Source organism: Nonomuraea sp. NPDC050680 (assembly GCF_040654555.1).
In the GTDB taxonomy this organism is placed as follows: Bacteria; Actinomycetota; Actinomycetes; order Streptosporangiales; family Streptosporangiaceae; genus Nonomuraea.
In genome coordinates, this window is record NZ_JBFAIF010000001.1 from 1,215,527 (window position 1) to 1,236,779 (window position 21,253).

Genomic DNA, 21,253 nt, shown 5'->3' on the forward strand with positions numbered 1-21,253 from the left:
CTCGGGCGCGTGTCAGGTCTGCGGTACGTCATCACCCCCATCGCCCTCTGCGGCGTACTGATCGCCCTGTACGCCTGGCTCGGCGCGCAGGAGCTGGACTCGATCGAGAGCCGCAGCCTCACCCGTGAGGTCATCCTGGCCAAGGCCGTCGAGCACATCCAGATGACGCTCGCGGCGACCGCGCTCGTGGTGGTCATCGCGATCCCCCTGGGCATCGTCGCCTCCCGGGCCCGCAACCGGCTGATCACCCCCATCATCCTCACCCTGGCCAACCTGGGCCAGGCGATACCGTGCATCGGGCTGCTCGTGCTGTGCACGTTCCTGCTGGGGGTCGGCTTCCAGACCGCCCTGGTCGGCCTGGTCGCCTACGCGGTGCTGCCCGTACTGCGCAACACGATGGTCGGCGTGCAGCAGGTCGACCCGGCGCTCATCGAGGCCGCGCGCGGCATGGGAATGACCAAGGGACAGGTGCTGCGCCGCGTGGAGCTCAAGCTGGCCGTGCCGGCGATCCTCGCCGGGCTGCGGACCGCACTCGTGCTGACCGTCGGCGTCGCCACGCTCGGCGCGTTCGTCGCCGCGGGCGGCTTCGGCGAGCTGATCATCAACGGGCTCAAGCTGAACCGCATGCCCGTGACCATCGCGGGCGCCGTGCTGACGGCGAGCATCGCCCTCTTCATCGACTGGCTCGGCGGGCTCGCCGAGAACCTGCTCAAGCCGCGCGGCATCTGACTCCCCCTCTCCTACCGCAAGTACCGTAAGCCCAGCTTCAAGAGGTGTTTTTCGTATGCGTGTCCGCAAGACGTTCACCCTGCTCACCGCCGCCGCCCTGACCCTGACCGCCACGAGCGCCTGCGGCTCCGGCGGCGGGGTCGAGGCCGCCAGCGCGGGCGACGAGCTGTCCGGCGCCAAGTTCATCGTCGGCTCCAAGGACTTCACCGAGAACATCGTGCTCGGGCAGATCGCCGTGCAACTGCTCAAGGCGCACGGGGCGGAGGTCGTGGACAAGACCAACCTCGGCGGCACCGTGCCGAACCGCCAGGCGCTGACGTCCAAGGCGATCGACATGTACTGGGACTACTCGGGCACCGGCTGGATCGAGCACCTGAAGAACGCCACTCCCATCCCGGACTCGGCCAAGCAGTTCAAGGCCACCGCGGAGGAGGACCTGGCGAAGAACAAGATCCGCTGGATCGGGCCGACGCCGCTGAACAACACCTACGCGCTGGCGATCCGCTCCGAGAAGGCCCAGCAGCTGGGCGTCAAGACGGTCTCCGACGTGGCGAAACTCGCCAAGACCAACCCGAATGAGGCGTCGTTGTGCGTCGAGTCGGAGTTCTCGACCCGTGACGACGGGCTGCCGGGGCTGTCCAAGGCGTACGACCTGAACATCCCCAAGGACAAGATCAGCCAGCTGGACACCGGCGTCGTCTACACCGAGACCGACAAGGGCCAGACCTGCAACTTCGGCGAGGTGTACACCACCGACGGACGCATCGCCGCGCTCGGCCTGACCGTGCTGCAGGACGACAAGCACTTCTTCCCGATCTACAACGCCGCCGTCAACGTACGGGACGAGACCTACCAGAAGTACCCGGCGCTGGAGAAGGTGCTCAAGCCGGTGATCGCCAAGCTGGACGACACGACCATGCGCAAGCTCAACGCCCAGGTCGACGTCGACGGCGAGGAGCCGGACAAGGTCTCCGCCGACTGGCTCAGCACCTCGGGCTTCCTCGGCAAGGCATAGCCGGCCTCACCCCTCAGCCCAGCAACTCGACCGTGCCCGCCTCGCCGTCCACCCGGACGCGGTCGCCGTCGCGCAGCCGCATCGTCGCGTTCCCCGTGCCGACCACCGCCGGTATGCCCAGCTCGCGGGCCACTATCGAGGCGTGCGACAGCGGCGCCCCCATGTCCGTCACCACGGCGGCGGCGCGCGGGAACATCGGGGTCCAGCCGATGTTGGTCAGCGTCGTCACGAGGATCTCGCCGGGCTTGAGCCGGTCGCCGTCCTCAGGCGAGGAGATCACCCGGGCGACGCCCTCGACGATGCCCGGCGCGCCCGGGAAGCCGGTGACCGTGTCGCTGACCGGCGCGCTCCCGCCGCGCGCGTCGTAGATGTCGCCGCGCCGGTCGGGGTCGGCGGCCCAGCGCACCGGGTCGAAGTGCCCGACGATCAGCGCCGGGTACGGCGGCAGCGCCGCGTACATCTCATAGGTCGCCCGCCGGGCCGGGACGCGCTCCAGCGCGGAGGCGTCGCCGCGCAGAAGGCCGAGGATCTCCTCCAGATAGAGGAAGAACAGGTCGTCGCCGTGCCCCGTGAGCTCTCCGGCCCGCAGCACGAAGGCACGCAGCACCCAGAACGCCCGCATGTTCTCCGACCGGGCGTTCTCGCGGTCGCGGACGACCTTGCTCCACCGGGTGACCCGGTCCCGCATCTTGGCTTCCTGGCGGGGGTAACGCTGGGCGAACCGCGCCCACGCCTCCTCGCGTGCCTTCTTCTGACGAGCGAGGAGGGCCTGGGTGTCGGCGCTCACGTCACGCAGCCCGGCCAGCTGGGCGTCGATCCACGCCGGATCCTCGCCGGGGCGCGGCAGGGAGACCTCGAACTCGTGGGGCCCCCGATGCCCGTACAGGTGGGCGAAGGTGTCCCGGTCGATCTCTCCCCTGGCCAGCTTGCCCAGCCCGATGACCGGGCCGAGGCTGGCCAGCTCGCCGTCGGTGCTGGCACCGGTGAGCATGGCTTCGGCGTCGACGTCGCCCATCATCTTGCGCAGTTTGTCGCGGGTGTAGACGAGCGTGGCCCCGCCCTGCCGGCCGGCGGCCTCCAGCGTGCGGCAGCTGGTGATGACGTACGGCTCGATCTCGCGCTCCCACAGGGCGGCCAGCTCGGCGCCGGTCCGCGTGGTGGCGACGCGGGCGCGCAGTTCCTCCGCGCGCCGCTGCGCGGTGGCGAGGAAGGCGGGCATGACCTTGAGGTTCGTACGGACGCGCCGCTGGATGTTGATCCCCAGCGGCACGACCTTCTTGACGATCTCCCAGCGGGAGACCTTCAGCAGCGGCACGTCGAGGCCGGGCGGCAGCTTGCCGAAGATCTGCTCGACGGCGCTCAGCCGGCTCCGCATGCCGAGGGAGATGGCCATCGTGTACATGACGCTCAGGTTCATGTAGAAGCGGCCGCCGATGTTGCCGACGAGGTCGAATCCGGGCAGCGCCGAGGCGGCCATCGCCTCATGGATGAACATGCGGACGAACGACCAGGTCACGGGCGTCATCACGTCGGGGATGGCCTCGCCGAGGTTGCCGCCGGTCCACAGGTAGTCGCCCTTGAGGCTGTCGTTCCACTCCTCGACCGGCTGTTTGAGGCCGGTGATCGGACGGGCCTGGACGATGAAGAACGAGCCGTCGTGCCTGGCCCATTCGACGTCCATCGGCGTCCCGTACAGCTCCTGGATGCGCGAGCCGACCCCGGCCAGCTCGGCGGCCTGCGCCGGGTCGAGGACGGCCCGCCGCCGCAGCTCCTCGGGGACGGGCTCCTCGTGCGTGCCGGACGGCGTGCGTACGGTCATGACGCTCTTGTCGCCGATCCGCGACTCGGCGACGGCGCCGTGGCGGACCACGACGGTGTCGGGGGTGACCTGGCCGCCGACGACCGCCTCGCCCAGGCCCCAGGAGGCGTTGATGACGATCTCGTCGCGGGCGCCGTTGACCGGGTTCGCGGTGAACATGACGCCGGCCGCGTCGGCGTCCACGAGCTCCTGCACCACGACGGCCAGGGCCACGTCGTCGTGCGGCACGCCGTTCTGCTCGCGGTAGGCGATGGCGCGGGCGTTCCAGAGCGAGGCCCAGCAGCGCTTGACGGCGTCGAGCAGCGCGTCGCCCCTGATGTTGAGGTAGGTGTCCTGCTGCCCGGCGAACGACATGCCGGGCAGGTCCTCCGCCGTGGCGGACGAGCGGACGGCCACCGGCACGTCGTCGCCCATCGCCTCGTATGCCGCGCGGATCTGCGCGGCGACGGCGGCGGGCATGTCGTGCCCGGCGAACAGGGCGGCGATCCCGGCGGCGTCGCCGGCGGCGGCCGCGTCGAGTATCCGGTCGCGGAAGTCCGCGGCGAAGGCCCGGTAGGCCTCGGTGGTGATGTGGAAACCGTCGGGAACGGGCAGTCCCGCCCTGGTCAGCCTGGCCAGGGAAGCGCCCTTTCCGCCCGCTGTCGCGAGGTCCGCGGCGGCATCGTCGAGAGGGAGTAGCACCCTCACGTGACACGCTCCTTAGCGCCCAGGGAGAGCGCGAGTTTGCGCTGCGCGATCTCCTCCATGGTGTCGAGATAGCCGAGGGTGGCCAGCCTGACGGCCCGCGCGTCGTCGTCCGACAGCGTGGCGCCGGTGCCCATCGCGCGGACGCCGCTGTCGGCGACCAGCTCGACGAGCCGGTCCTCCGGTATCCGCATCTGCTCGGGCATCATGTTCTGCGTGAACAGGAACCCGTAGATGACCGAGGCGAGGGTCGCGAGGTGCTCGGCGGGAGTCAGGTCCGAGCGGAGCACGCCCCGCCCGGCCAGATCGTGGAGGTAGGTCCCGAACGCGGCGCCCAGATCGAGCGTGCTCTGGCTGCTCTTCTTCTGCCTGCTGAGCTTGCCGAACACCTCCGAGTCGTCCAGGATCAGCGCCCTCATCAGCGGCCGGCGCAAAAGCCCGCCGACCAGCTCCCGGAGCAGCTCACGCAGGTCCGCGGGCGCGCGCTCGCGGACCTCACGCACCAGAAGGACCCGCTCACGGCGGATCAGCGCCGCGAAGAGCATCTCGCGGGTCTTCCAGTGCAGGTAGATCGTGCCCTTGGCGACGTCGGCCTGCCGGGCCACGTCGTCGATGGTCGTCTTGTCGTAGCCCCAGCGCAGACACAGCTCGGCGGCGGCGTCGAGGATCCGGTGCGCCCGCTCCAGCTGGCGCGCGGGATCCTGCGGGGGCCGTCCCACCCTGGCCATCTCGTCTCACCTCAAATGTTTGACTAGATGAGACTATGCAGTCATTCAATTAACCGCAAGTTCACCCCAGCTTCGCCAGGAGCTGTTCGGCGTCGGCCGCGAAGGTCGCGTCGTCGGTGCCGACGGCGAGCAGGAGCATCCGCCTGGCCACCGTGAGGTCACCGTGGGCGTACCGGATCTCCCCCAGGCGGAAGGCGGCCTCGGCGACCAGCTCGGGCTGCTCGGTCAGCCCCAGCGTGAGCTCGTAGTAGCGCACGGCCCCGTCGCGGTCGTTCAGCCAGTAGCAGAGCTCCCCCAGATGCGCGGCGGCCATGCCCGACTCGGTGTCTCCTGAGTCGATGACCCGCTGGTACCAGCCGAGCGCCTCGGGGAAGTCCCGCTCCCGCTTGGCCAGCGCCCCCAGGTACATCGCCCCGAGCGCGCTGACGTGCCCCGTGCCCGAGTTCACCGCCCGGATGTACCACTTGCGGGCCTCGTCCTCGTCCTCGTCGTGGTAGCTGTGGCCGAGCGCGACCATCGCCCTGGCCGCCAGTTCCTCGTCGCCCGCGCCCAGCACCCGCTGGTACACCTGCCTGCCCTCGGCCACCTCTCCGGTCCCCACCAGGGCCTGGGCCAGCACGCTCAGGGAGGTGGCCTCACCGCTCTCGGCCGCCTCCCGCAGCGTGCGCAGCGACGCCTCGGTGTCGCCCTGGCGGCCCTGGAGCATGCCGAGCAGGCTGCCGAACACCGACCGCACCGGGCTGTCGGCGTCACCCGCCTGCCGTTCGGCCAGGCTGTAGAAGGCGGCGGAGTCGTCCTCGGCGTCGAGGAGCGCCAGCAGCCTGCCGCCCGCGACGAACCGCACATCGGGATCCTCGTGCTCGTTCAGCCGCTCGTAGACGGCCCGCGCCCGCTCCGTCTCACCGAGCTCGGCGAGTCGCTCGGCCACTCCCAGCTCGGTGAAGGCGTCGGAGCCGACCAGCTCGTAGTAGAGGTGGACTGCCTCGGGGTCGTCGCAGAGCTCCGCGAGCTCCCTGGCCTTGGCGCCGGCGTGCGGCCCCAAATGCGACAGCACCTGTACGGCCAGTGCGTGCTCGCCCCGCTCGTACGCCTGGTAGGCCAGGGTGTTCACGTTGTCCGCGGCGGTCTGGGCCAGCTCGGACCCGGTCCCCGCGGCGAGGCCGAACGCCTCGGCCGCCCCGAGCGGGTCACCGTCCTCGTGCAGCCAGCAGCCGAGCTGGATGCCGCCCCTGGCCACGGCGTCGGCCTCGCCCGACGCGACGGCCAGCCGCGCCTGCCCGACGGCCGCCGCTTTGTCGCCCAGAGCGTGCAGAGCCTCCGCGAGATCGGCGCGCAGGCCGGCGATCGGCTGACCGGTGTCGATCCCCTTGCGGTACATGTCGACCGCGCCCGCCAGGTCACCCGTCGCCTTGAGCGCGTCGCCCCACACCCAGTAACCCATGGTCACCGTCTCGGGATCGCCGGTGCCGACGGCCAGCTCGGCATGGGCGGCGACGGCCGCGTACTCCTGCCGCTGGAGCAGGTTGACGAGCAGGTGACACAGGCAGACGAGATCGCCGGCCGCGGCGCCACGTTCGAGCACGTCACCGGCACCCGTCAGGTCTCCGAGCTCCTCCAGCAGGGCGGCCAGCTCGACGGCGGTCGCCGGCAGGGCGGCCCGCAGCGCCTCGACGGCTCCGTCCAGGTCGCCGCGCCGGCGTCGGACGACGGAGACGTTGCGCCACGCCATGAGGGCGATCTCCTCGTCTCCGCTCTCGGTCGCGGGCAGGAAGCACAGCTCGGCCTGGCTGTACTGACCGTCGCGGGCCAGCTCGGCGCCGAGTCCGAGACCGGCGCGCCCGGCCCACTCGGGCCCGCCCACCTCGACGACCAGCAGGTAGAGCGCCCTGGCGAAGTCCTCGTCCCGGCTCGCCCTGGCCATCTCCAGCGTCTCGGCGAACGCCTCGTCGGTGGGGAACCCGCTCGTCTCCGCCCGTTCCGCAGGGAACCCGCCCGTTCCGGCGAGCGCTCCTTCCCCAGAGAGCCCGGCTGTCGCGGCCGGTGTCCCGGCCGCGTGGGATTCCGTCAGCAGACGGCGTACCTCGGCTATGTCGCCGGCGTCCAGCGCGAGCAGCAGCCCCGCCATCGCCGCCGACCCGGTCAGCTCGGTCAGCGCCGCCAGGGCGCCCGGCCGGTCGCCCTCGGCGGCCAGCACCCATGGCCGTTCCTCCGGCGAGGCCGTGCCGAGCCGGACCCGGGCCGTGGCCGCGGCCCGCCGGTCGGTGTCCTGGGCCGCCGCGCGCTCGTAGGCCGAGCGGGCGCCCTCCGGGTCACCCGCCTCCTCCCAGTGGTGCCCAGCCTCCAGCAGCGTGGCCCCCGCCGCCTCAGAATCGACCGCCACGGCCCGCTCGAACGCCGCCCGCGCGCCCGCGAGGTCGCCGGTCCGCGCGAGGAGCCCGCCCAGCAGGCATCCCGCCTCCGCCGCCCCTTCGGCCTGCGCGGTCCGCACCGCGGTGGCCGCCTCCACGAGCGCTCCGTCCAGGTCGCCGCCGTCACGCAGCAGCCGGGCCAGCCGCGGAGCCGCCGCCACCTCGCCGAACACCTCCCGCAGCACCTCACGGGCCTCATCGGGCAGGCCGGTCGCGATCAGGATCTCCCCCAGCCGCAACGCGGCCTCGGCCACGTGCGCCGCGCCGTCCCCGGCGAGTACTTCTCGGTACGTCCGCGCCGCCGCGTCGAGGTCGCCGAGCGCGTGCCAGGCCCGGCCGAGGTCGCGGCGCGCGATGGCGGCGAGGTGCTCGTCCGGACCGGTCACGGCCTGTTGCCAGGCGGCGATCGCACCGTGCGGGTCGCCGGCGTCGTGGCGCAGGGCGCCGAGGTAGCTGGCCGCCTCCTGCCGGAAGTCCGGGTGACCGACGCCGAGCAGCAGAGACAGCGACCCGTCGGCCGCGGCCGTCTCGCCCTGACGCCGCCAGGCATGCGCGGTCTGCAGGGCGAGCACGGAGGCCATCCACGACCTGCCGTCATCAGCGATCGCCTCAAAGGCCGCACCCGCCGCACGGAAGTCACGGTCGAGCAGGAACCGCGCGTAGCGTCCCGTCTCCCCCTCTTCCGAGTGGGCCTCCGGAACGCGGCCGAACGCGGCCCGAGCGCCGTCGAGGTCGTCGAGCCGCACCCGGGTGAGCCCGAGCAACCAAGCGTGGCGCGGCGCCTGGACCGGGTCGCCCTCGGCGACAAGCCGCTCGTGCAGGCGACACGCGGCCAGCAGGTCACCCTGGCGCTCGAACAGCCCGAGCAGCGCGCCCACCGCCTCCAGACGGAGCCCCCGGTGCCCGGTCTCCATCGCGGCGGTCAGCGCGGCCCGCGCCTCCGCCAGATCACGCTCACGCGTACCCGCGTCCTCGCCCTCTCCGCCGTCCTCGCCGGAGTCGCTCGCGCGTTCACCGAGCAGCTCACCCAGTCCGTACGCCACCCACGCCGCCAGCACCGGATGCCCGTCGGCCCGCGCCCGGCGCAGCAGCGCGACCGCCTCCTCGCTCTGGCCCTGGTTCACCAGGACGTCCTTGAAGATGGTGGCCGTATAGGAGAGCGCGAGCGGGTCGCCCGAGTCGGCCGCCGTGTGGAACAACCGGGCCGCGTCCGACAGGTCGTACCCGATGGAGGCCAGCACCTGCGCGAACACCGCGGTGCCGATGGCGGCCGTCGCGGGGTGCTCCATGGCCTCGCGGTAGCGGACCAGCCCCTCCTCCCTGCCCAGGCGCTGGTGGTCGATGACCGCCCGCAGCACCGGGTGCGGTTCGTCGCCCGATTCGCGCAGCAGGTGCAGGAAGAACTCGGCGCTGAAGCCCTGCAGCAGGTCGTCGCCCTCGGCGACGTAGGACAGCAGCTCGTCGGCCTGCTCCCGGTCACCCTCGCCCAGCTCCAGCTCGGCCAGCGTCATCATGGCCCGGACCGACTGCGTGGCCGCGCCGGAGTCGATGGCGCCGCGCAGCAGCCGTCGCGCCCCGTCCAGATCGCCCGCCTGAAGGTGGCGCAGCGCCTCGTCGACGTCCAGGAGCGCCTGTTCCTCCACCGGGTCGGCGAGCGGCTGCTGCCGCGCCGCGTGGTCGAGCAGCAGCGCGGCCTTGAACGCCGCGTCGGGGTCTTCGTGCTCGGCCGCCTCGGCCACGAGCGCCATGATGCTCTCCCGCTCGTCCGGGTGCTGGTCGAGCAGCAGGCCGAGCAGCGTGACGGAGATCGACGACCAGTCAGACTCCCCCGCCGCCAGTACGGCCCGCAGCGCCGCGAGCGCCTCGGCCACCTCCCCGGCCTCGGTGTGCATCTGCGCCAGGCACGCCTGGGCCTCGACGGCGTAGTCCCGCTGCCCGCTGGCGACCACCCGGTGGAAGATCGCCTTCGTCGCCGTCACGTCGCCGAGCTGCGCGGTCACCTTGGCCTGCTCGATGAGCGCGGGCAGCCGCTCCTCGGGCCTGGGGTCCTCGGCGGCCTCGGCGTAGGAGGCGGCCGCCTCGGCGTACTCGCCGAGATCGACGAGGACCGCGCCGAGCAGCCGGTGGGCGGTGGCCAGGTGGTCGGGGTGTCCCACGGCGATCGCGTGCTCGCACACCTCGCGGGCGGCCGCGAGATCCCCCTCGTCGGCGTGGATCCGGTACAGCCGGAACGCCGACAGCGACACCACATCGGGATCGCCGCAGGTCAGCAGCTCACGGTAGTCGTCCTCGCTGTCCGCCAGCTCGAACAGGTCACGCGCCGTACCCGGATCCTGGGGGGCGAAGTCGGGCAGCTCCAGCTGGGCGGCCATCTCAGCGACGGCGGGACTGTCGCACCGCCGCGCCCGCTCCAGCGCCTCCTTGGCGCCCTCGACATCGCCCAGCTCGGTCAGGACGAGCACCAGCGCCGTCTCGGCGAGCGCGGCCACCTCGAAGTCGGCGCCGTCGCAGGCGATCATCAGCACCCGGTGCGCGGCGGGCCATTCGCGGGCGGCGACCAGCATCATGCCCATGGCGATGGCGGAGCGCTGCCCGAAGACCGGGTCGCCGGAAAGGATCACCGACCGGTGCGCGGCCTCCGCGCCGTCGAGATCGCCCTGCTCCTCCAGCAGGCAGGCCAGCAGGTGCGACGCCTCGGGATCGCCGGTGGCGGCGATCTCCCTGAACAGCACGGCCGCCGCATCGGGATCCCCCGCTTCCCAGCACTTCATCGCCGCGGCCAGCTGCTCTGACTCCATATTGCACTCCCCAGTCATTTAATACTGTGAAAAAGCTACACATGTGTCGCTCTGGTCACAGCACGTTCCCCGATCTCGGGACCTTCCGGCCATCCCGGTTCGGAGCGCCGTAGCGTAGGGGCCATGGCTAAAGCGTTCTGGATCGACCAGGAGTTCGACAGGGATCGTGACGGGCGCTATGCCGTACACGTGCGCAAGAACCTCGAAGAGTTCGAGTGGGGCGACATCGCGCCGGTCAGGTTCGCCTGCGCGGCCTGGCGGCTGGCCACGCCGCCGTCACTGAACCCCGGCTACGTGCGCTGGGACCGCCGCATCCTTGAGGCGACCTGCCACCGCAACACGTGGGACGGCACGCTCAACGCGCGGATCAAGCTGGTCTCGCCGCTGCCCGAGGAGCTCACCCGCTCACGGGCCTGGTGGCGCGACCGCGGCTGGCTGGGCTGGCAGGAGACGTTCGGCCAGTACGTCGAGCCGACGCAGCAGGACCTGGCCAGGATCCCGTTCCTGCGGGCGACGCTGCTGGTGGAGGTCCCGGTGCCGCTCGACGACCTGCCGCCGGAGCCCGAAGGCCCGCATGACGAGGTCGAGCAGAGCGCGGCGCGGGTCCTGGTGGTGCTGGTACGCGAGCTGAACCAGCTGGTCAGCCCCATCCTCGATCAGCTCGGCTGACAGCATGCCCGCCCCATAACTGGGTAGCGGGGGGCGCATGAGGATGCTGCTCGCCGTGCTGTCGATGGCACTGATCGCCGGATGCGCCGTGGACGCGACCGCCCCGGTCCGCACGGCCGAGCGCTTCCACGCCGCCCTCGCCGCGCACCAGGAGGACGCCGCCTGCGCGCTGCTCTCCCAGCAGACCGCGGAGAAGCTGCCCGACCCCGGCCAGACGTGCGCCGACGCGCTGCGCGAGCTCAAGCTGGGCACCGCCGGGCCGGTCACCTCGGCGCAGGTCTGGGGCGACGACGCCCAGGTACGGCTGGCGGGCGACACGCTCTTCCTCCACCACTACCAGAACGGGTGGCGGGTCACGGCCGCGAGCTGCCGTCCGCAGGGCGACCGACCCTATGACTGCGAGGTGGAGAACTGATGCGGACGATGTTCACAATCACCCTCGTCGTCATCGCGGCGGGGCTGATCTGGTTCTTCACGACGGGACTGATCCGCCTATGAAGCAGAAGATCAAGGAGAACGGGCTGTCGCTGGCGTTCCTGGTGATGTTCCTGCTGACGCTGGCCGGGCAGGCCATCGCGGGGACGGGCCAGTTCAACGACCAGCAGCTGGTCAACGGCGGGGAGCCGGTCTCTATCTTCACGTACGTGACATCCTCGGACTTCGCCGTGGACGTGGCCGAGAACTGGCAGTCCGAATACCTGCAGTTCTTCCTGTTCATCACGATGACGATCTGGCTGGTGCAGAAGGGTTCGCCGGAGTCCAAGGAGCCCAAGGAGGTGGGCACCGAGTCGGACGAGAAGCAGCTCGTCGGCCGCTACGCGCGGCCCGACTCCCCGGCCTGGGCGAAGGCCGGGGGGTTTCGGCTCCAGCTGTACAGCAACTCGCTCGGGCTGGTGATGGGGATCGTCTTCGTGCTGTCATGGCTGGCGCAGTCGGTGGCCGGGGTGGCGGCGTACAACTCGCAGCGGCTGCTCGACCTGCGGGATCCGGTCTCGTGGGGCGCCTATTTCACCTCGCCGGAGTTCTGGAACCGGAGCCTTCAGAACTGGCAGTCGGAGCTGCTCGCCGTCCTGTCGATGGTCGCGCTGTCGATCTACCTGCGGCAGCGCGGGTCGCCGGAGTCCAAGCCGGTGGGCGCGCCACACTCCTGGACCGGGGTCGAGGGCTGATCGGCCGCCGGGCTCCACGGCCGATCGGCCGCCGCGCTCCACGGCCGATCGGCCGCCGCGCTCCACGGCCGATCGGTCACCGGGCTGCACGGCCGATCGGTCACCGGGCTCCACGGCCGATCGGTCACTGGGCTCCACGGCTCGCCGGTCGCCGCGCTCCATGGCTCACCGGTGACGACCGCGACGATGCGGGTGCCCGGCTGGAAGGCGCCCTGCCGGACCAGGTCGAAGACGCCGTAGAGCATCTTCCCGACATACACCCCCTCGACCCGATATTTCGCGATGAAGTCGTCAAGGACCGGGGTCGAGCGGGCGTAGCCCCCGAAGTGGTAGTCCAGGTTGACCGACCAGTTCGGCCACACGCGCCCATAAGCCTCGCGCTGCAGGCGCGCCACCTCGTCGTCGAGGAACCCGGCCCCCTTGAGCACCGCGAACCCGATCGCCCGCCGGCCCTCCGGCAACCCGGCGGCGATCCCGGCCAGGGTGCCGCCGGTGCCGACCGCGCAGCAGATCACGTCGTAGTCGCCGCCGATCTCACCGGGCAGCTCGGCGCACCCGCGTACGGCCGCCGCGTTGCTGCCCCCCTCCGGCAGGATCGCCACCTCGCCCCACTGCTCGCGCAGCGCGGCCTGCACCTCTGGTGTGTGCTTGCGGCGATATGTCCCCCGGTCGAGATAGGTGAGCCGCATGCCGCAGGACTCCGCGTACGCCAGCGACGGGTTGAGCGGCAACGTCTCCTCACCGCGGATCACCCCGATCGTCGCGAACCCGTCCCGGCGCCCGGCCGCCGCGACAGCCCTGATGTGACCGGAGTAGGCGCCGCCGAACGTGAGCACACGGGGATGGCCCAGGTTGTACTTGAGCTTGCGCGCCTTGTTGTCGTCGCGGACGAGGAAGACCCGGATCGGGTCGAGCGCCGGATCCACCAACTCCTCCATGGCGCTAGTCTACGGTCGGACCTTTGTTGAGGAGTGTTGGATTATGCGCGTTGTCGATGCTTTCCGGGCCGCCTTCGGCGGCGACCCGCGTACGGTCTGGCACGCGCCCGGCCGTGTCAACCTGATCGGCGAGCACACCGACTACAACGACGGCTTCGTCCTGCCCTTCGCGGTGCCGTGGGGCGTCACGGCGGCCGTCAGCCCGCGCGACGACGCCACGATCCGGCTGCTGTCCCTGCAGTCGCCCGGCGACCCGCTGGTGATCTCCCATCACGAGGAGTCGCAGGGCTGGAGCCGCTACGTGGTCGGCGTCCTGGCGATGCTGGGCGAGCGGATACGCGGCGCCGACATCGCCATCGACGGCGACGTGCCACGGGGCGCCGGGCTCAGTTCGAGCGCCGCGCTGGAGGTGGCCGTCGCCTCAGCTCTCAACGACCTGTACGACCTGGGCATGACTCCCATGGAGCTCGCCCAGCTCAGCCAGCGGGCGGAGAACGACTTCGTCGGCATGCCGTGCGGCATCATGGACCAGGCGGCGTCCGCGCTGAGCGCCGAGGGGCACGCGCTGTTCCTCGACTGCCGCTCGCTCGGCTCCCGCAACATCCCGCTCGACCTGGCCGCGCACGGGCTGACCATCCTCATCATCGACACGCAGGTGCACCACGAGCACGCGGGCGGCGAGTACGCCAAGCGCCGCGCGGAGTGCGAGTCGGCGGCCCGCAAGCTGGGGGTCGCGGCGCTGCGCGACGTCACGGACCTGGCCGGGGCGCTCGACCAGTTGCAGGGCGCCGAACGCAAGCGCACGATGCACGTCGTCACGGAGAACCACCGTGTCGAGGCGCTCATCGGCCTGCTCCGGGCCGGGGCGATCACGGAGATCGGGGCGCTGCTGAACGCCTCCCACCTGTCGCTGCGCGACCAGTACGAGGTGTCGTCGCCGGAGCTGGACCTGGCCGTGGAGGCATCCGTGCGTGGCGGCGCCCGGGGCGCCCGCATGACGGGGGGCGGCTTCGGCGGCTCGGCGATCGCGCTGGTGCCCGACGAGCGCCTGGAGGCCGTGAAGGAGTCGGTGAGCGCGGCTTACGCCGAGCGCGGCTGGCAGGCCCCCCGTTTCCTGCCCGCCACCCCCTCCCCAGGCGCACGACGGATCTCCTGACCTACAGGGGCGGGAAGTTCGGCAGGCGGCGCTCCAGGAAGCTCGCGACGCCCTCGGTGAAGTCCGGGCGGTCGAAGGAGGCGAGCATCTCCTGGGTCGCCGTCTTGGCCGCTTCGTCCAGGGTGACGTTCCAGTCGTTCCAGACCTGACGCTTGATGACGGCCATGGAGGCCGGGGAGCTGTGGGTCGCGAGCTCCAGGGCGTACTCCTGGGCGGTGGCGAGCAGCGCGTCTCCCGGGACCGAGCGGTTGGCCAGGCCGAGCTCGTAGGCCTCCGCGCCGGTGAAGACCCGCCCCGACAGGAGGATGTCCATGGCTCTCTGCTGGCCCATGAGGCGGGGCAGGATCCACGACAGACCGTATTCGGCGATCAGGCCGCGGCGCGGGAAGGCCGTGGTCCACTTGGCGTCCTCGGCCGTGAAGATCAGGTCGCAGGCCAGCGCGTGGACCACGCCCAGACCCGCGCAGGCGCCGTTGACGGCGGCGATGATCGGCTTGGCGATGGTCGTCGGGAAGGTGTTGGGGCGCGGGTCCGGCGTCTCGTCGTAGTCTCCGGTCTGGATGGCGCTGAGCGTCTGGAAGTCGGCGCCCGAGCAGAATCCCTTGCCCGCGCCGGTCACCACGATGGCCCGCACGTTCGGGTCCTTCTCGGCCTCCTGGAGAAGGTCGAAGTAACACCGGCCCATCGCGTCCGTCCAGGCGTTGAGCCGGTCTGGACGGTTGAAGGTCAGGGTGAGCACGCCTTGATCGGCCGAGGAGAGAACGAGTTCCGCCATAGGCCAACAGAATCAGATTCTAGTCATGAAACGCAAGACAACCCCCGGCCGGCGGGCGTGGCGGATAAAGGCAGACGTCAGCGCGGGGTTGCTGAAGTGGGGGAAGCGGAACGCAAGGCAGCCCCCCGGCCAGCCGGCGTGGTGATGGAACGCAAACGGCCGTCCGCCCGCCGGCGTGGCGATGGAGCATGAAATGGCTGTCCGGTCAGCCGGTGTGGTGGACGAAGGCAGGGGTCAGGGTGGGGTTGTCGTAGTAGCGGTGGAAGACGCGGGTGGCGCCACCGGAGATGGGCGGCACGATCCACGACCAGTCGGCCGGGCACACCCGCCCCGCCTTCTCCTCCCGGCCCAGGTGGGTGAGGAACCGGTTCGCCTCCGTGTGGTGGTCGGTCATCGTGACCCCCGCCTGCTCGAACGAGTGCAACACGGCCACGTTCAGCTGGACCAGCGCGTGGTCCCGCCACAGTGACCGGTCGGTGGCGGTGTTCAGCCCGAGCCGTGCGGCGACCACGGGCAGCTGGTCGTAGCGGTCGGTGTCGGCGAGGTTGCGGGCGCCGATCTCCGCCCCCATGTACCAGCCGTTGAAGGGCGCGCACGGATAGCACAGCCCCCCGATCTCCAGGCACATGCCGGAAATGGCCGGCACGGCATGCCAGCGCAGCCCCAGGTCGGCGAACCACGGATAATCCGGATGTGTGAAGGGCACCTCCAGCACCGCGTCGCCCGGCAGATTGCACAGCAGCCGCTGCCCGCGCCCCGGCTGGATGACCAGAGGCAGCACGTCGAACCTGCCGCCCTGCCCGCCCCGCCAGCCGAGCCGCCTGACCCGCTCGGTGAAGTCGACGTAGCGGGGGTCCCCCACGATCGACCCGTCGCGCATGCGATATCCGGCGTACCGGATGAGCTGCTCGTTCAGCACCCGGGGTCCGCGCCGCTCAGGCGTGTCCGGCGGGAACACGGTGATCGTCGGCCGGATCTTGCCCTCACCCGTCGCTTCGCGCAGATGAGCCACGCACTCGAGGGCCACCCCCTCGGCGCTGGTCACCTCCCTGCGGTCGCGCACCCGCAACGAGCGCCAGTAGAGCCGTCCGATGCAGCGGCCGCTGTTGCGCCAGGCCACCCTGGCACCGAACTGCAGCTCCTCGAAGGTATGGGTGTAAGTCCCATGACGGGCGATCTCCTTGGCGACTTCACGCAGACGCGCGTGCACGTCACCCGCGCCGGGATTCTCGGCGTGGAAGAGCCTGATGAAGCGCTCCGCCTCGCGGATGTCGATCGTTCGCTCGATGAGCGTCTGTACGGCGATGGCATCGAAGGGACGTAGGGACCTGATCCAGGTACGCACGCAGTAACCAGCACTTTTCCATCAACGGAGCGCCCCGCCGATTCCGGGTCGGCGGCACCTCCTGACAGGCGGCGCCCTCTCCACACCGCCTTCACAACGTGCCCGCAGCTCCTGCCATCCTTCACCGTCTGGCAGCCGTTTGTCCCGGCAAATGGAAAATCCGGTGACCTTACGGCTACAAAGCGTGAAAGACGCTAGCCGCCGGGCCGCCGCACCAGGTCGAGCCGCATCGCCACCACCACCGCCGAGGTCCGGTCGGAGACGCCCAGCTTGCCGTACGCCCGCAGCAGATGCGTCTTGACCGTGGCCTCCCCGATGAACAGCCGCCGGCCGATCTCCCCATTGGTCAGCCCCTCCGCGACCAGCTCCAGCACCTGCCGCTCCCGCGCCGACAGGCGCCACCCTTCGGGGCCGGTCTTGCGCCAGGTCGCCAGGCGAGCGGACACCGACGGCGACAGGACGGTCTCGCCGCCCGCCACCGCCCGTACCGCGACCACCAGGTCGGCTCGTGACACGTCCTTCAGCAGGTACCCGGCGGCTCCGGCCGACATGGCGCGCTCGATGTCGGCGTCGTTCTCGTACGTGGTCAGCACGATGATCCGGTAGCCCGCGCCCAGCCGCCGGATCGCGGTCACGCCGTCGCAGCCCGGCATGCGCAGGTCCATGAGGATCACGTCGGGCCGCAGCCGTGGCGCGACCGCGACCACCTCTTCACCCGATCCGGCCTCGCCGACCACCTCGATGTCCGGTTCGGCGACGAGCATCCCGCGCAGGCCCTCGCGGACCATCGGGTGGTCGTCGACGATCATCACGGCGAGCATGGCAGCTCCACCGTGACCGTCGTGCCCGCCCCGGGAGCGGCCGCGACGGTGACGGTCCCGCCGAGCCGCGACACCCGGACCCGCATGGTCCGCAGGCCGTACCCATCGCGGGTGGTGGACGGCTCGAAGCCATCGCCGTCGTCGCTCACCGACAACCGCACTGCCGCGTCCCCGTAGTCCAGCGCCAGCCGCACGGACCGGGCGCCAGCGTGCTTGCGCACGTTGGCGAGCCCTTCCTGCGCGACCCGCACCAGCACCGCCTCGGCCGTGGCGGGCAACGCGAAGGGCGCGCCCTTGACGGCCACCTCCACCGGCACCTCGAACCCCTCGGCCAACCGGCACAGCGCCTGCCCCAGTGACGTGCCGTCGAGCGCGGGCGGGGCGAGCGCCGCGATGAGCGCCCTCGTCTCGGCCAGGTTCTCCTTCGCCGTCCGTACGGCCAGCGCCACATGCCGCTCGACCCCCTGAGCGGCCTCGGCGGCCTGGAGGAGCATGATGATGCTCGTGAACCCCTGGGCCAGGGTGTCGTGGATGTCGCCCGCCAGCCGCTCGCGCTCCGCCAGGACCCCGGCCTCCCTGCTGACCTCCGCCAGCTCCTCCCGAGTGCGGTCGAGCTCTTCGATCAGCTCGGCGCGTTCGCGGTTCTGCTGGTACAGCCGGCTGATGAACGTGCCGAGCAGCGCGCTCGCCGACAGTCCGACGGCCAGGGCGAGGAGGATCAGCAGCGGGTCCGCCCCGGCCGCCGTCAGTCCGTTGAGTACCGGCGCGGCGAAGAACGCCGCCGTCAGCACCACGGCATGCGTGACCCGCAGCGACATGAACGCCATCGGCACCAGCGCGGACAGCGCTATCGCCGCCGCCGACTCCAGCAGTCCGGCTCCGGTGACCAGGACGAGCATGCTCGCCGCGTACCACCAGCTCTCCCGCACCGGGATGGCGTCCGCGCGGACGGCCGTGCGGCCGAACAGGACGTAGCAGAGGGCCAGCAGGAGCACCAGTCCGACGGCGATGGGCGGGCCGCCGTCCGCCACCATCGCGATGACGGTGGTGATGAGCACCACCACGAAGTACGCGTCCCAGAACGGATAGGAACGTAGCCAGGCATTCTCGGCCCGCGCCGCCACGGGACTCCCCATGATCTGCAGTTTTACCCTCTTTTAGCTAGATGTCCACCGATCGGTGGATACCCCGGCGACGCCGGACCCGTGATCGTCATGGTCATGAACAAGCACATCTACCGCACGGTCATGCTCGCCCTGTCGCTCGTCTTCGCCGCGCTGATCGCCATTCTGGCCCTCCTCGGCAGCGGCGCCATCGGCCTGGTCGCGGGGATCGGCGGCGTCCTCCTCGGCCTCGGCTGGGCGCTCTACGGAGTGCTGACCGGCAAGAGGGACTCCACGGTCTAGCCGCAACGCGAAACCCCCTTCCCGCAAGTCCGGGAAGGGGGTTCGGTGTTGCTCCCGCGATAGGACTCGAACCTATAACCTGCCGGTTAACAGCCGGCTGCTCTGCCGTTGAGCTACGCGGGATCGAACGTTCGCGCTGATCGGCGGGCCTTGCGGGCCGCTCCCCTGGGCGCAGGAATAGATTAGCGCACTCGAGGAGTGCGTGTCGCATCGTCATTCGGGTAGGCCGGAGACAGCGGAGGTGCAATATGCGTTATCGGATGACATTCGTCATTGGTCTTGCCGTCGGCTATGTCCTGGGCAGCCGGGCCGGCCGCGAACGCTATGAGCAGATCAAACGGGCAGCCCAGCGCGTTGCCGACAGCCCGAGGTTCCAGGAGACCGCGGGCGTGATGGGCGCCCAGCTGTCGAAGGCGGCCGGGGTGGCCAGGTCGAAGGTGGGGGACACGCTCCAGCATCGGATCCCGTTCCTCAACGGCCACGACCACCACGACACCGGCACCGGCTGGCCCGGCGAAGAGGGCGAGCAACAGGCCAGTCAGAAGAAGACCGACCAGACCGGCATTCCTTACTGACGCGGACAAGGCCGGGCCCCGGGCATGAGCGCAGGACGAACCACCGCCCATCCCGGGGCGCTCGCGTGCCACCGTCCGTCTGCCGGGCGCCTGAACGCGTGAACCGGCTCCTCAGACCCCCATGCTGCGCCGTACGCCCTCAAGGGCCTGTTCGGCCTGCGCGCGTACGCCCGGGTCGTCCGGATCGAGGCCGTCGTCGAAGACGAGGGTCCACCCCAGCACCTCACCGCCAGGCGGGCGCCTGGCCACCAGCCGCACCCCGCCACGGCCGGGCAGGTCCACGTGCTTGTTCACCACGATGGTGGCGTTGACCCGCTCCCGGACCGTCTCGGGCAGCAGCCGCGGCTCCGGCAGCTCCACGCGGTGCCTCTCGCTCGACGTGGTGAGGACGCTCAGCCCCTCCTCGTCCCAGGCGGCCCGGTCGATCGTCTCGTACGGCACGCGGATCCCGCCGGGCAGGTGCAGCGCCAGATTGGTGGCCACCACGTGCCCGTCGCCGGTGGCGGCGAAGGTCAGCACCCGCTCCCCCGGCTCGGTGACCAGGGCCTTGCGGACGTCGGCGGGCAGGCGGCGAAGGAAACTCATTCCTTCACGCTATCGGCGAGCAGGTCGAGGGTGAGCGCGGCACTCCAGGAGAAGTCCCGGCACCCCCGGCCGCTGCCGTCGAACGGGTCGAAGCACTCGCGGAACCCCGCCTGCCTGACCAGGCGGAGCGTGCCGTTGGCGAGTTGCTGGCCGAGCGAGCCGAGCGCGTGCACCTCGGCCGCCCGGCGCAGCAGCCAGTTGGTGTTCACCCAGGACGGGCCGCGCCAGTAGCGGGTGCGGTCGAACTGGGCGGCGCGGATCTCGCAGCTGGGCACCGGATAGCCCGTGGCGCCCATGAACCTGGCCGATTCGAGCATCTCGATGGCCGCGTAGACGCGGTCGCTGGGCAGCTCGGGGTCCAGCAGCGGGCCGAAGCCGCCGACCGTACAGACCCGGATCAACCGGTCGGCCCGTAGGTCGCGGGCGTAGAAGCAGCCGTCCCACAGGCGCTCGAGGAGCGCCTGCCTGATGCGCTGGGCCTGTTCGGCGTGGGGCACCGGGTCGGCGCGGGCCAGCGGCGCCAGCTCGGCCATGGCCTGGCAGGAGGCGAGCCAGATCCCGTTGAACATCGGGTCCTCGATGGCGAACGGGTGCTCGTCGCGCAGGTATTCGGCGCGGTAGCCGGCGTTGCGGTAACGAAGCGCCAGCCAGACGTAGCGGTCGTGGTCGCTGTCGGGGTGGCGCTCGTCGAGTTCGACGGTGCGGTAGCCGTACCTGATCTCGGGCAGCGCGGCGAGTGGCTGGTCCCAGGCCGGGCTGTCGTCCATGCCCGACTCCCAGGGGTGCACGATCGCGGCGAGCCCCGAGCCGCCGAGGTCGCGCGCGGCGGCCAGGTAGGCGTGCTGGGCGGCCAGCGCCGGAAACACCCGCCTGACGAAGTCGGCGTCGCCGGTGTGCCGGTAGAGCCACCACAGGGCCAGTGCGTGCAGCGGCGGCGAGGTGAGGCCCGAGGTGAGCACGCGCGGCGCGGCGTCGTGGTCCTGCGAGCGCCAGACCGAAGGGCCCGGAAAGTACGCCTCGGGAGTGTGGAAGACGATGTGCGGCACCATGCCGGTCGCCCACTGCCCGGCCAGCAGGCTGAGCAGCTCGGCACGAGCCCGGTCAGGCAGGTGCCTGGCCAGGCCGATCATCACGAACGCCGAGTCCCAGCTCCACTGGTGCGGGTAGAGACCTGGAGCGGGAACGGTGGCGGTTCCCGTCCAGTTCGCCTCGAGCACGGACAGTGCCTCGCGCCCGAGCGCGGCGTCGTCGACCGCGGGCCGCGCCTCCATCAACCCACTATGCGCCGCTATTCAGAAGGAAGCTATGGCGAAGGAAGCTACGTCCGGGCCCACTTGGAGACGAGCATGACGCCGAAGGCCACGGCTCCGATGATGAGTCCCCACTTGAGCAGCGTGAAGAAGAAGCCCACGAGGGGGCCGATGAGGATGAACACGGCGATGATCGCCAGGATTGCGAGAAGTATGCGTCCCATGCCTCTGACGTTACGAGATCGTTTAAGCGGATTGCAGGTAAGACAGGGTTGAATCAGGGACAAGTCAGGGTCTCCCCTACTCTCGGAACCAACCGGTCTACCACCGGAACCAACCGGTCGGTTTTGCCGTTAAGCCGGTAGACAACGGGGCGCGGGGGC

The 21,253-nt window shown here is 70.9% G+C and carries 19 protein-coding genes and 1 tRNA gene; 8 read left to right on the forward strand and 12 right to left on the reverse strand.

What is annotated here, in order from left to right:
* The first annotated feature begins 9 nt into the window (after nt 1–9).
* Nucleotides 10–729, forward strand: coding sequence for an ABC transporter permease (locus AB0H88_RS05555; RefSeq protein WP_357641576.1), 720 nt, complete (start codon nt 10–12; stop codon nt 727–729).
* Between the two features lie 55 nt (nt 730–784).
* Nucleotides 785–1,744 (forward strand): glycine betaine ABC transporter substrate-binding protein, encoded by a 960-nt coding sequence (locus tag AB0H88_RS05560; protein ID WP_357641578.1) that lies wholly within the window; start codon nt 785–787, stop codon nt 1,742–1,744.
* Nucleotides 1,745–1,757: 13 nt separating this feature from the next.
* Here AB0H88_RS05560 and AB0H88_RS05565 read toward each other — a convergent pair whose 3' ends face one another.
* From AB0H88_RS05565 to AB0H88_RS05575, 3 genes are all read right to left on the reverse strand, one after another.
* Entirely contained in the window at nt 1,758–4,250 is a 2,493-nt protein-coding gene (locus AB0H88_RS05565) for a PEP/pyruvate-binding domain-containing protein (protein WP_357641580.1), read from the reverse strand.
* Nucleotides 4,247–4,975 (reverse strand): helix-turn-helix domain-containing protein, encoded by a 729-nt coding sequence (locus tag AB0H88_RS05570; protein WP_357641582.1) that lies wholly within the window; start codon nt 4,973–4,975, stop codon nt 4,247–4,249. Before AB0H88_RS05570 ends, AB0H88_RS05565 begins: the two co-directional genes overlap by 4 nt.
* Nucleotides 4,976–5,036: 61 nt before the next feature.
* Nucleotides 5,037–10,181: a tetratricopeptide repeat protein gene (locus tag AB0H88_RS05575; protein WP_357641584.1), complete on the reverse strand. Its 5,145-nt coding sequence runs from the start codon at nt 10,179–10,181 to the stop codon at nt 5,037–5,039.
* A 123-nt stretch (nt 10,182–10,304) separates the two neighbouring features.
* Between AB0H88_RS05575 and AB0H88_RS05580 the strand changes: the two genes are divergently transcribed.
* The 3 genes from AB0H88_RS05580 (at nt 10,305) to AB0H88_RS05590 (ending at nt 12,019) form a co-directional block, all read left to right on the forward strand.
* The gene (locus AB0H88_RS05580; RefSeq protein WP_357641586.1) at nt 10,305–10,850 is read left to right on the forward strand and encodes a hypothetical protein; all 546 of its coding nucleotides are present in this window, start codon (nt 10,305–10,307) and stop codon (nt 10,848–10,850) included.
* A 37-nt stretch (nt 10,851–10,887) separates the two neighbouring features.
* On the forward strand, nt 10,888–11,265 hold the full coding sequence (locus AB0H88_RS05585; protein WP_357641588.1) for a hypothetical protein: 378 nt from the start codon (nt 10,888–10,890) through the stop codon (nt 11,263–11,265).
* A gap of 79 nt (nt 11,266–11,344) precedes the next feature.
* Nucleotides 11,345–12,019 carry a DUF6766 family protein gene (locus tag AB0H88_RS05590; RefSeq protein WP_357641590.1) on the forward strand — a complete coding sequence of 225 codons (675 nt, stop codon included), beginning with the start codon at nt 11,345–11,347 and terminating at the stop codon, nt 12,017–12,019.
* On the opposite strand, the gene AB0H88_RS05595 is transcribed toward AB0H88_RS05590, so the two are convergent.
* The gene (locus AB0H88_RS05595) at nt 11,944–12,957 is read right to left on the reverse strand and encodes a 1-aminocyclopropane-1-carboxylate deaminase/D-cysteine desulfhydrase (protein ID WP_357641592.1); all 1,014 of its coding nucleotides are present in this window, start codon (nt 12,955–12,957) and stop codon (nt 11,944–11,946) included. The genes AB0H88_RS05590 and AB0H88_RS05595 overlap by 76 nt on opposite strands.
* Before the next feature lie 43 nt (nt 12,958–13,000).
* Here AB0H88_RS05595 and galK point away from each other — a divergent pair, with 43 nt between their 5' ends.
* Nucleotides 13,001–14,113 (forward strand): galactokinase, encoded by a 1,113-nt coding sequence (gene galK / locus AB0H88_RS05600; RefSeq protein ID WP_357641594.1) that lies wholly within the window; start codon nt 13,001–13,003, stop codon nt 14,111–14,113.
* 1 nt (nt 14,114) lies between these two features.
* Here galK and AB0H88_RS05605 read toward each other — a convergent pair whose 3' ends face one another.
* The 4 genes from AB0H88_RS05605 to AB0H88_RS05620 form a co-directional block, all read right to left on the reverse strand.
* Nucleotides 14,115–14,888 (reverse strand): enoyl-CoA hydratase-related protein, encoded by a 774-nt coding sequence (locus AB0H88_RS05605; protein WP_357641596.1) that lies wholly within the window; start codon nt 14,886–14,888, stop codon nt 14,115–14,117.
* A 205-nt stretch (nt 14,889–15,093) separates the two neighbouring features.
* Entirely contained in the window at nt 15,094–16,233 is a 1,140-nt protein-coding gene (locus AB0H88_RS05610; RefSeq protein WP_357641598.1) for a nitric oxide synthase oxygenase, read from the reverse strand.
* A 194-nt stretch (nt 16,234–16,427) separates the two neighbouring features.
* Complete coding sequence (locus AB0H88_RS05615; RefSeq protein ID WP_357641599.1) at nt 16,428–17,054, reverse strand: response regulator transcription factor; 627 nt, start codon at nt 17,052–17,054, stop codon at nt 16,428–16,430.
* A complete protein-coding gene (locus AB0H88_RS05620) occupies nt 17,042–18,190 on the reverse strand; it encodes a sensor histidine kinase (RefSeq protein WP_357641601.1) in 1,149 nt (382 codons plus the stop codon). Before AB0H88_RS05620 ends, AB0H88_RS05615 begins: the two co-directional genes overlap by 13 nt.
* Nucleotides 18,191–18,274: 84 nt before the next feature.
* Between AB0H88_RS05620 and AB0H88_RS05625 the strand changes: the two genes are divergently transcribed.
* Nucleotides 18,275–18,460: a hypothetical protein gene (locus tag AB0H88_RS05625; protein ID WP_357641603.1), complete on the forward strand. Its 186-nt coding sequence runs from the start codon at nt 18,275–18,277 to the stop codon at nt 18,458–18,460.
* A 51-nt stretch (nt 18,461–18,511) separates the two neighbouring features.
* On the opposite strand, the gene AB0H88_RS05630 is transcribed toward AB0H88_RS05625, so the two are convergent.
* Nucleotides 18,512–18,583 (reverse strand) — tRNA-Asn (locus AB0H88_RS05630).
* A 125-nt stretch (nt 18,584–18,708) separates the two neighbouring features.
* Between AB0H88_RS05630 and AB0H88_RS05635 the strand changes: the two genes are divergently transcribed.
* On the forward strand, nt 18,709–19,035 hold the full coding sequence (locus AB0H88_RS05635) for a YtxH domain-containing protein (RefSeq protein WP_357641605.1): 327 nt from the start codon (nt 18,709–18,711) through the stop codon (nt 19,033–19,035).
* Between the two features lie 111 nt (nt 19,036–19,146).
* Here AB0H88_RS05635 and AB0H88_RS05640 read toward each other — a convergent pair whose 3' ends face one another.
* The 3 genes from AB0H88_RS05640 to AB0H88_RS05650 are packed head-to-tail and all read right to left on the reverse strand — an operon-like array spanning nt 19,147 to nt 21,094.
* Nucleotides 19,147–19,620 carry a hypothetical protein gene (locus AB0H88_RS05640; protein WP_357641607.1) on the reverse strand — a complete coding sequence of 158 codons (474 nt, stop codon included), beginning with the start codon at nt 19,618–19,620 and terminating at the stop codon, nt 19,147–19,149.
* On the reverse strand, nt 19,617–20,891 hold the full coding sequence (locus tag AB0H88_RS05645) for a hypothetical protein (protein ID WP_357641609.1): 1,275 nt from the start codon (nt 20,889–20,891) through the stop codon (nt 19,617–19,619). Before AB0H88_RS05645 ends, AB0H88_RS05640 begins: the two co-directional genes overlap by 4 nt.
* A 47-nt stretch (nt 20,892–20,938) precedes the next feature.
* A complete protein-coding gene (locus AB0H88_RS05650) occupies nt 20,939–21,094 on the reverse strand; it encodes a hypothetical protein (protein WP_357641611.1) in 156 nt (51 codons plus the stop codon).
* Nucleotides 21,095–21,253: the final 159 nt, after the last annotated feature.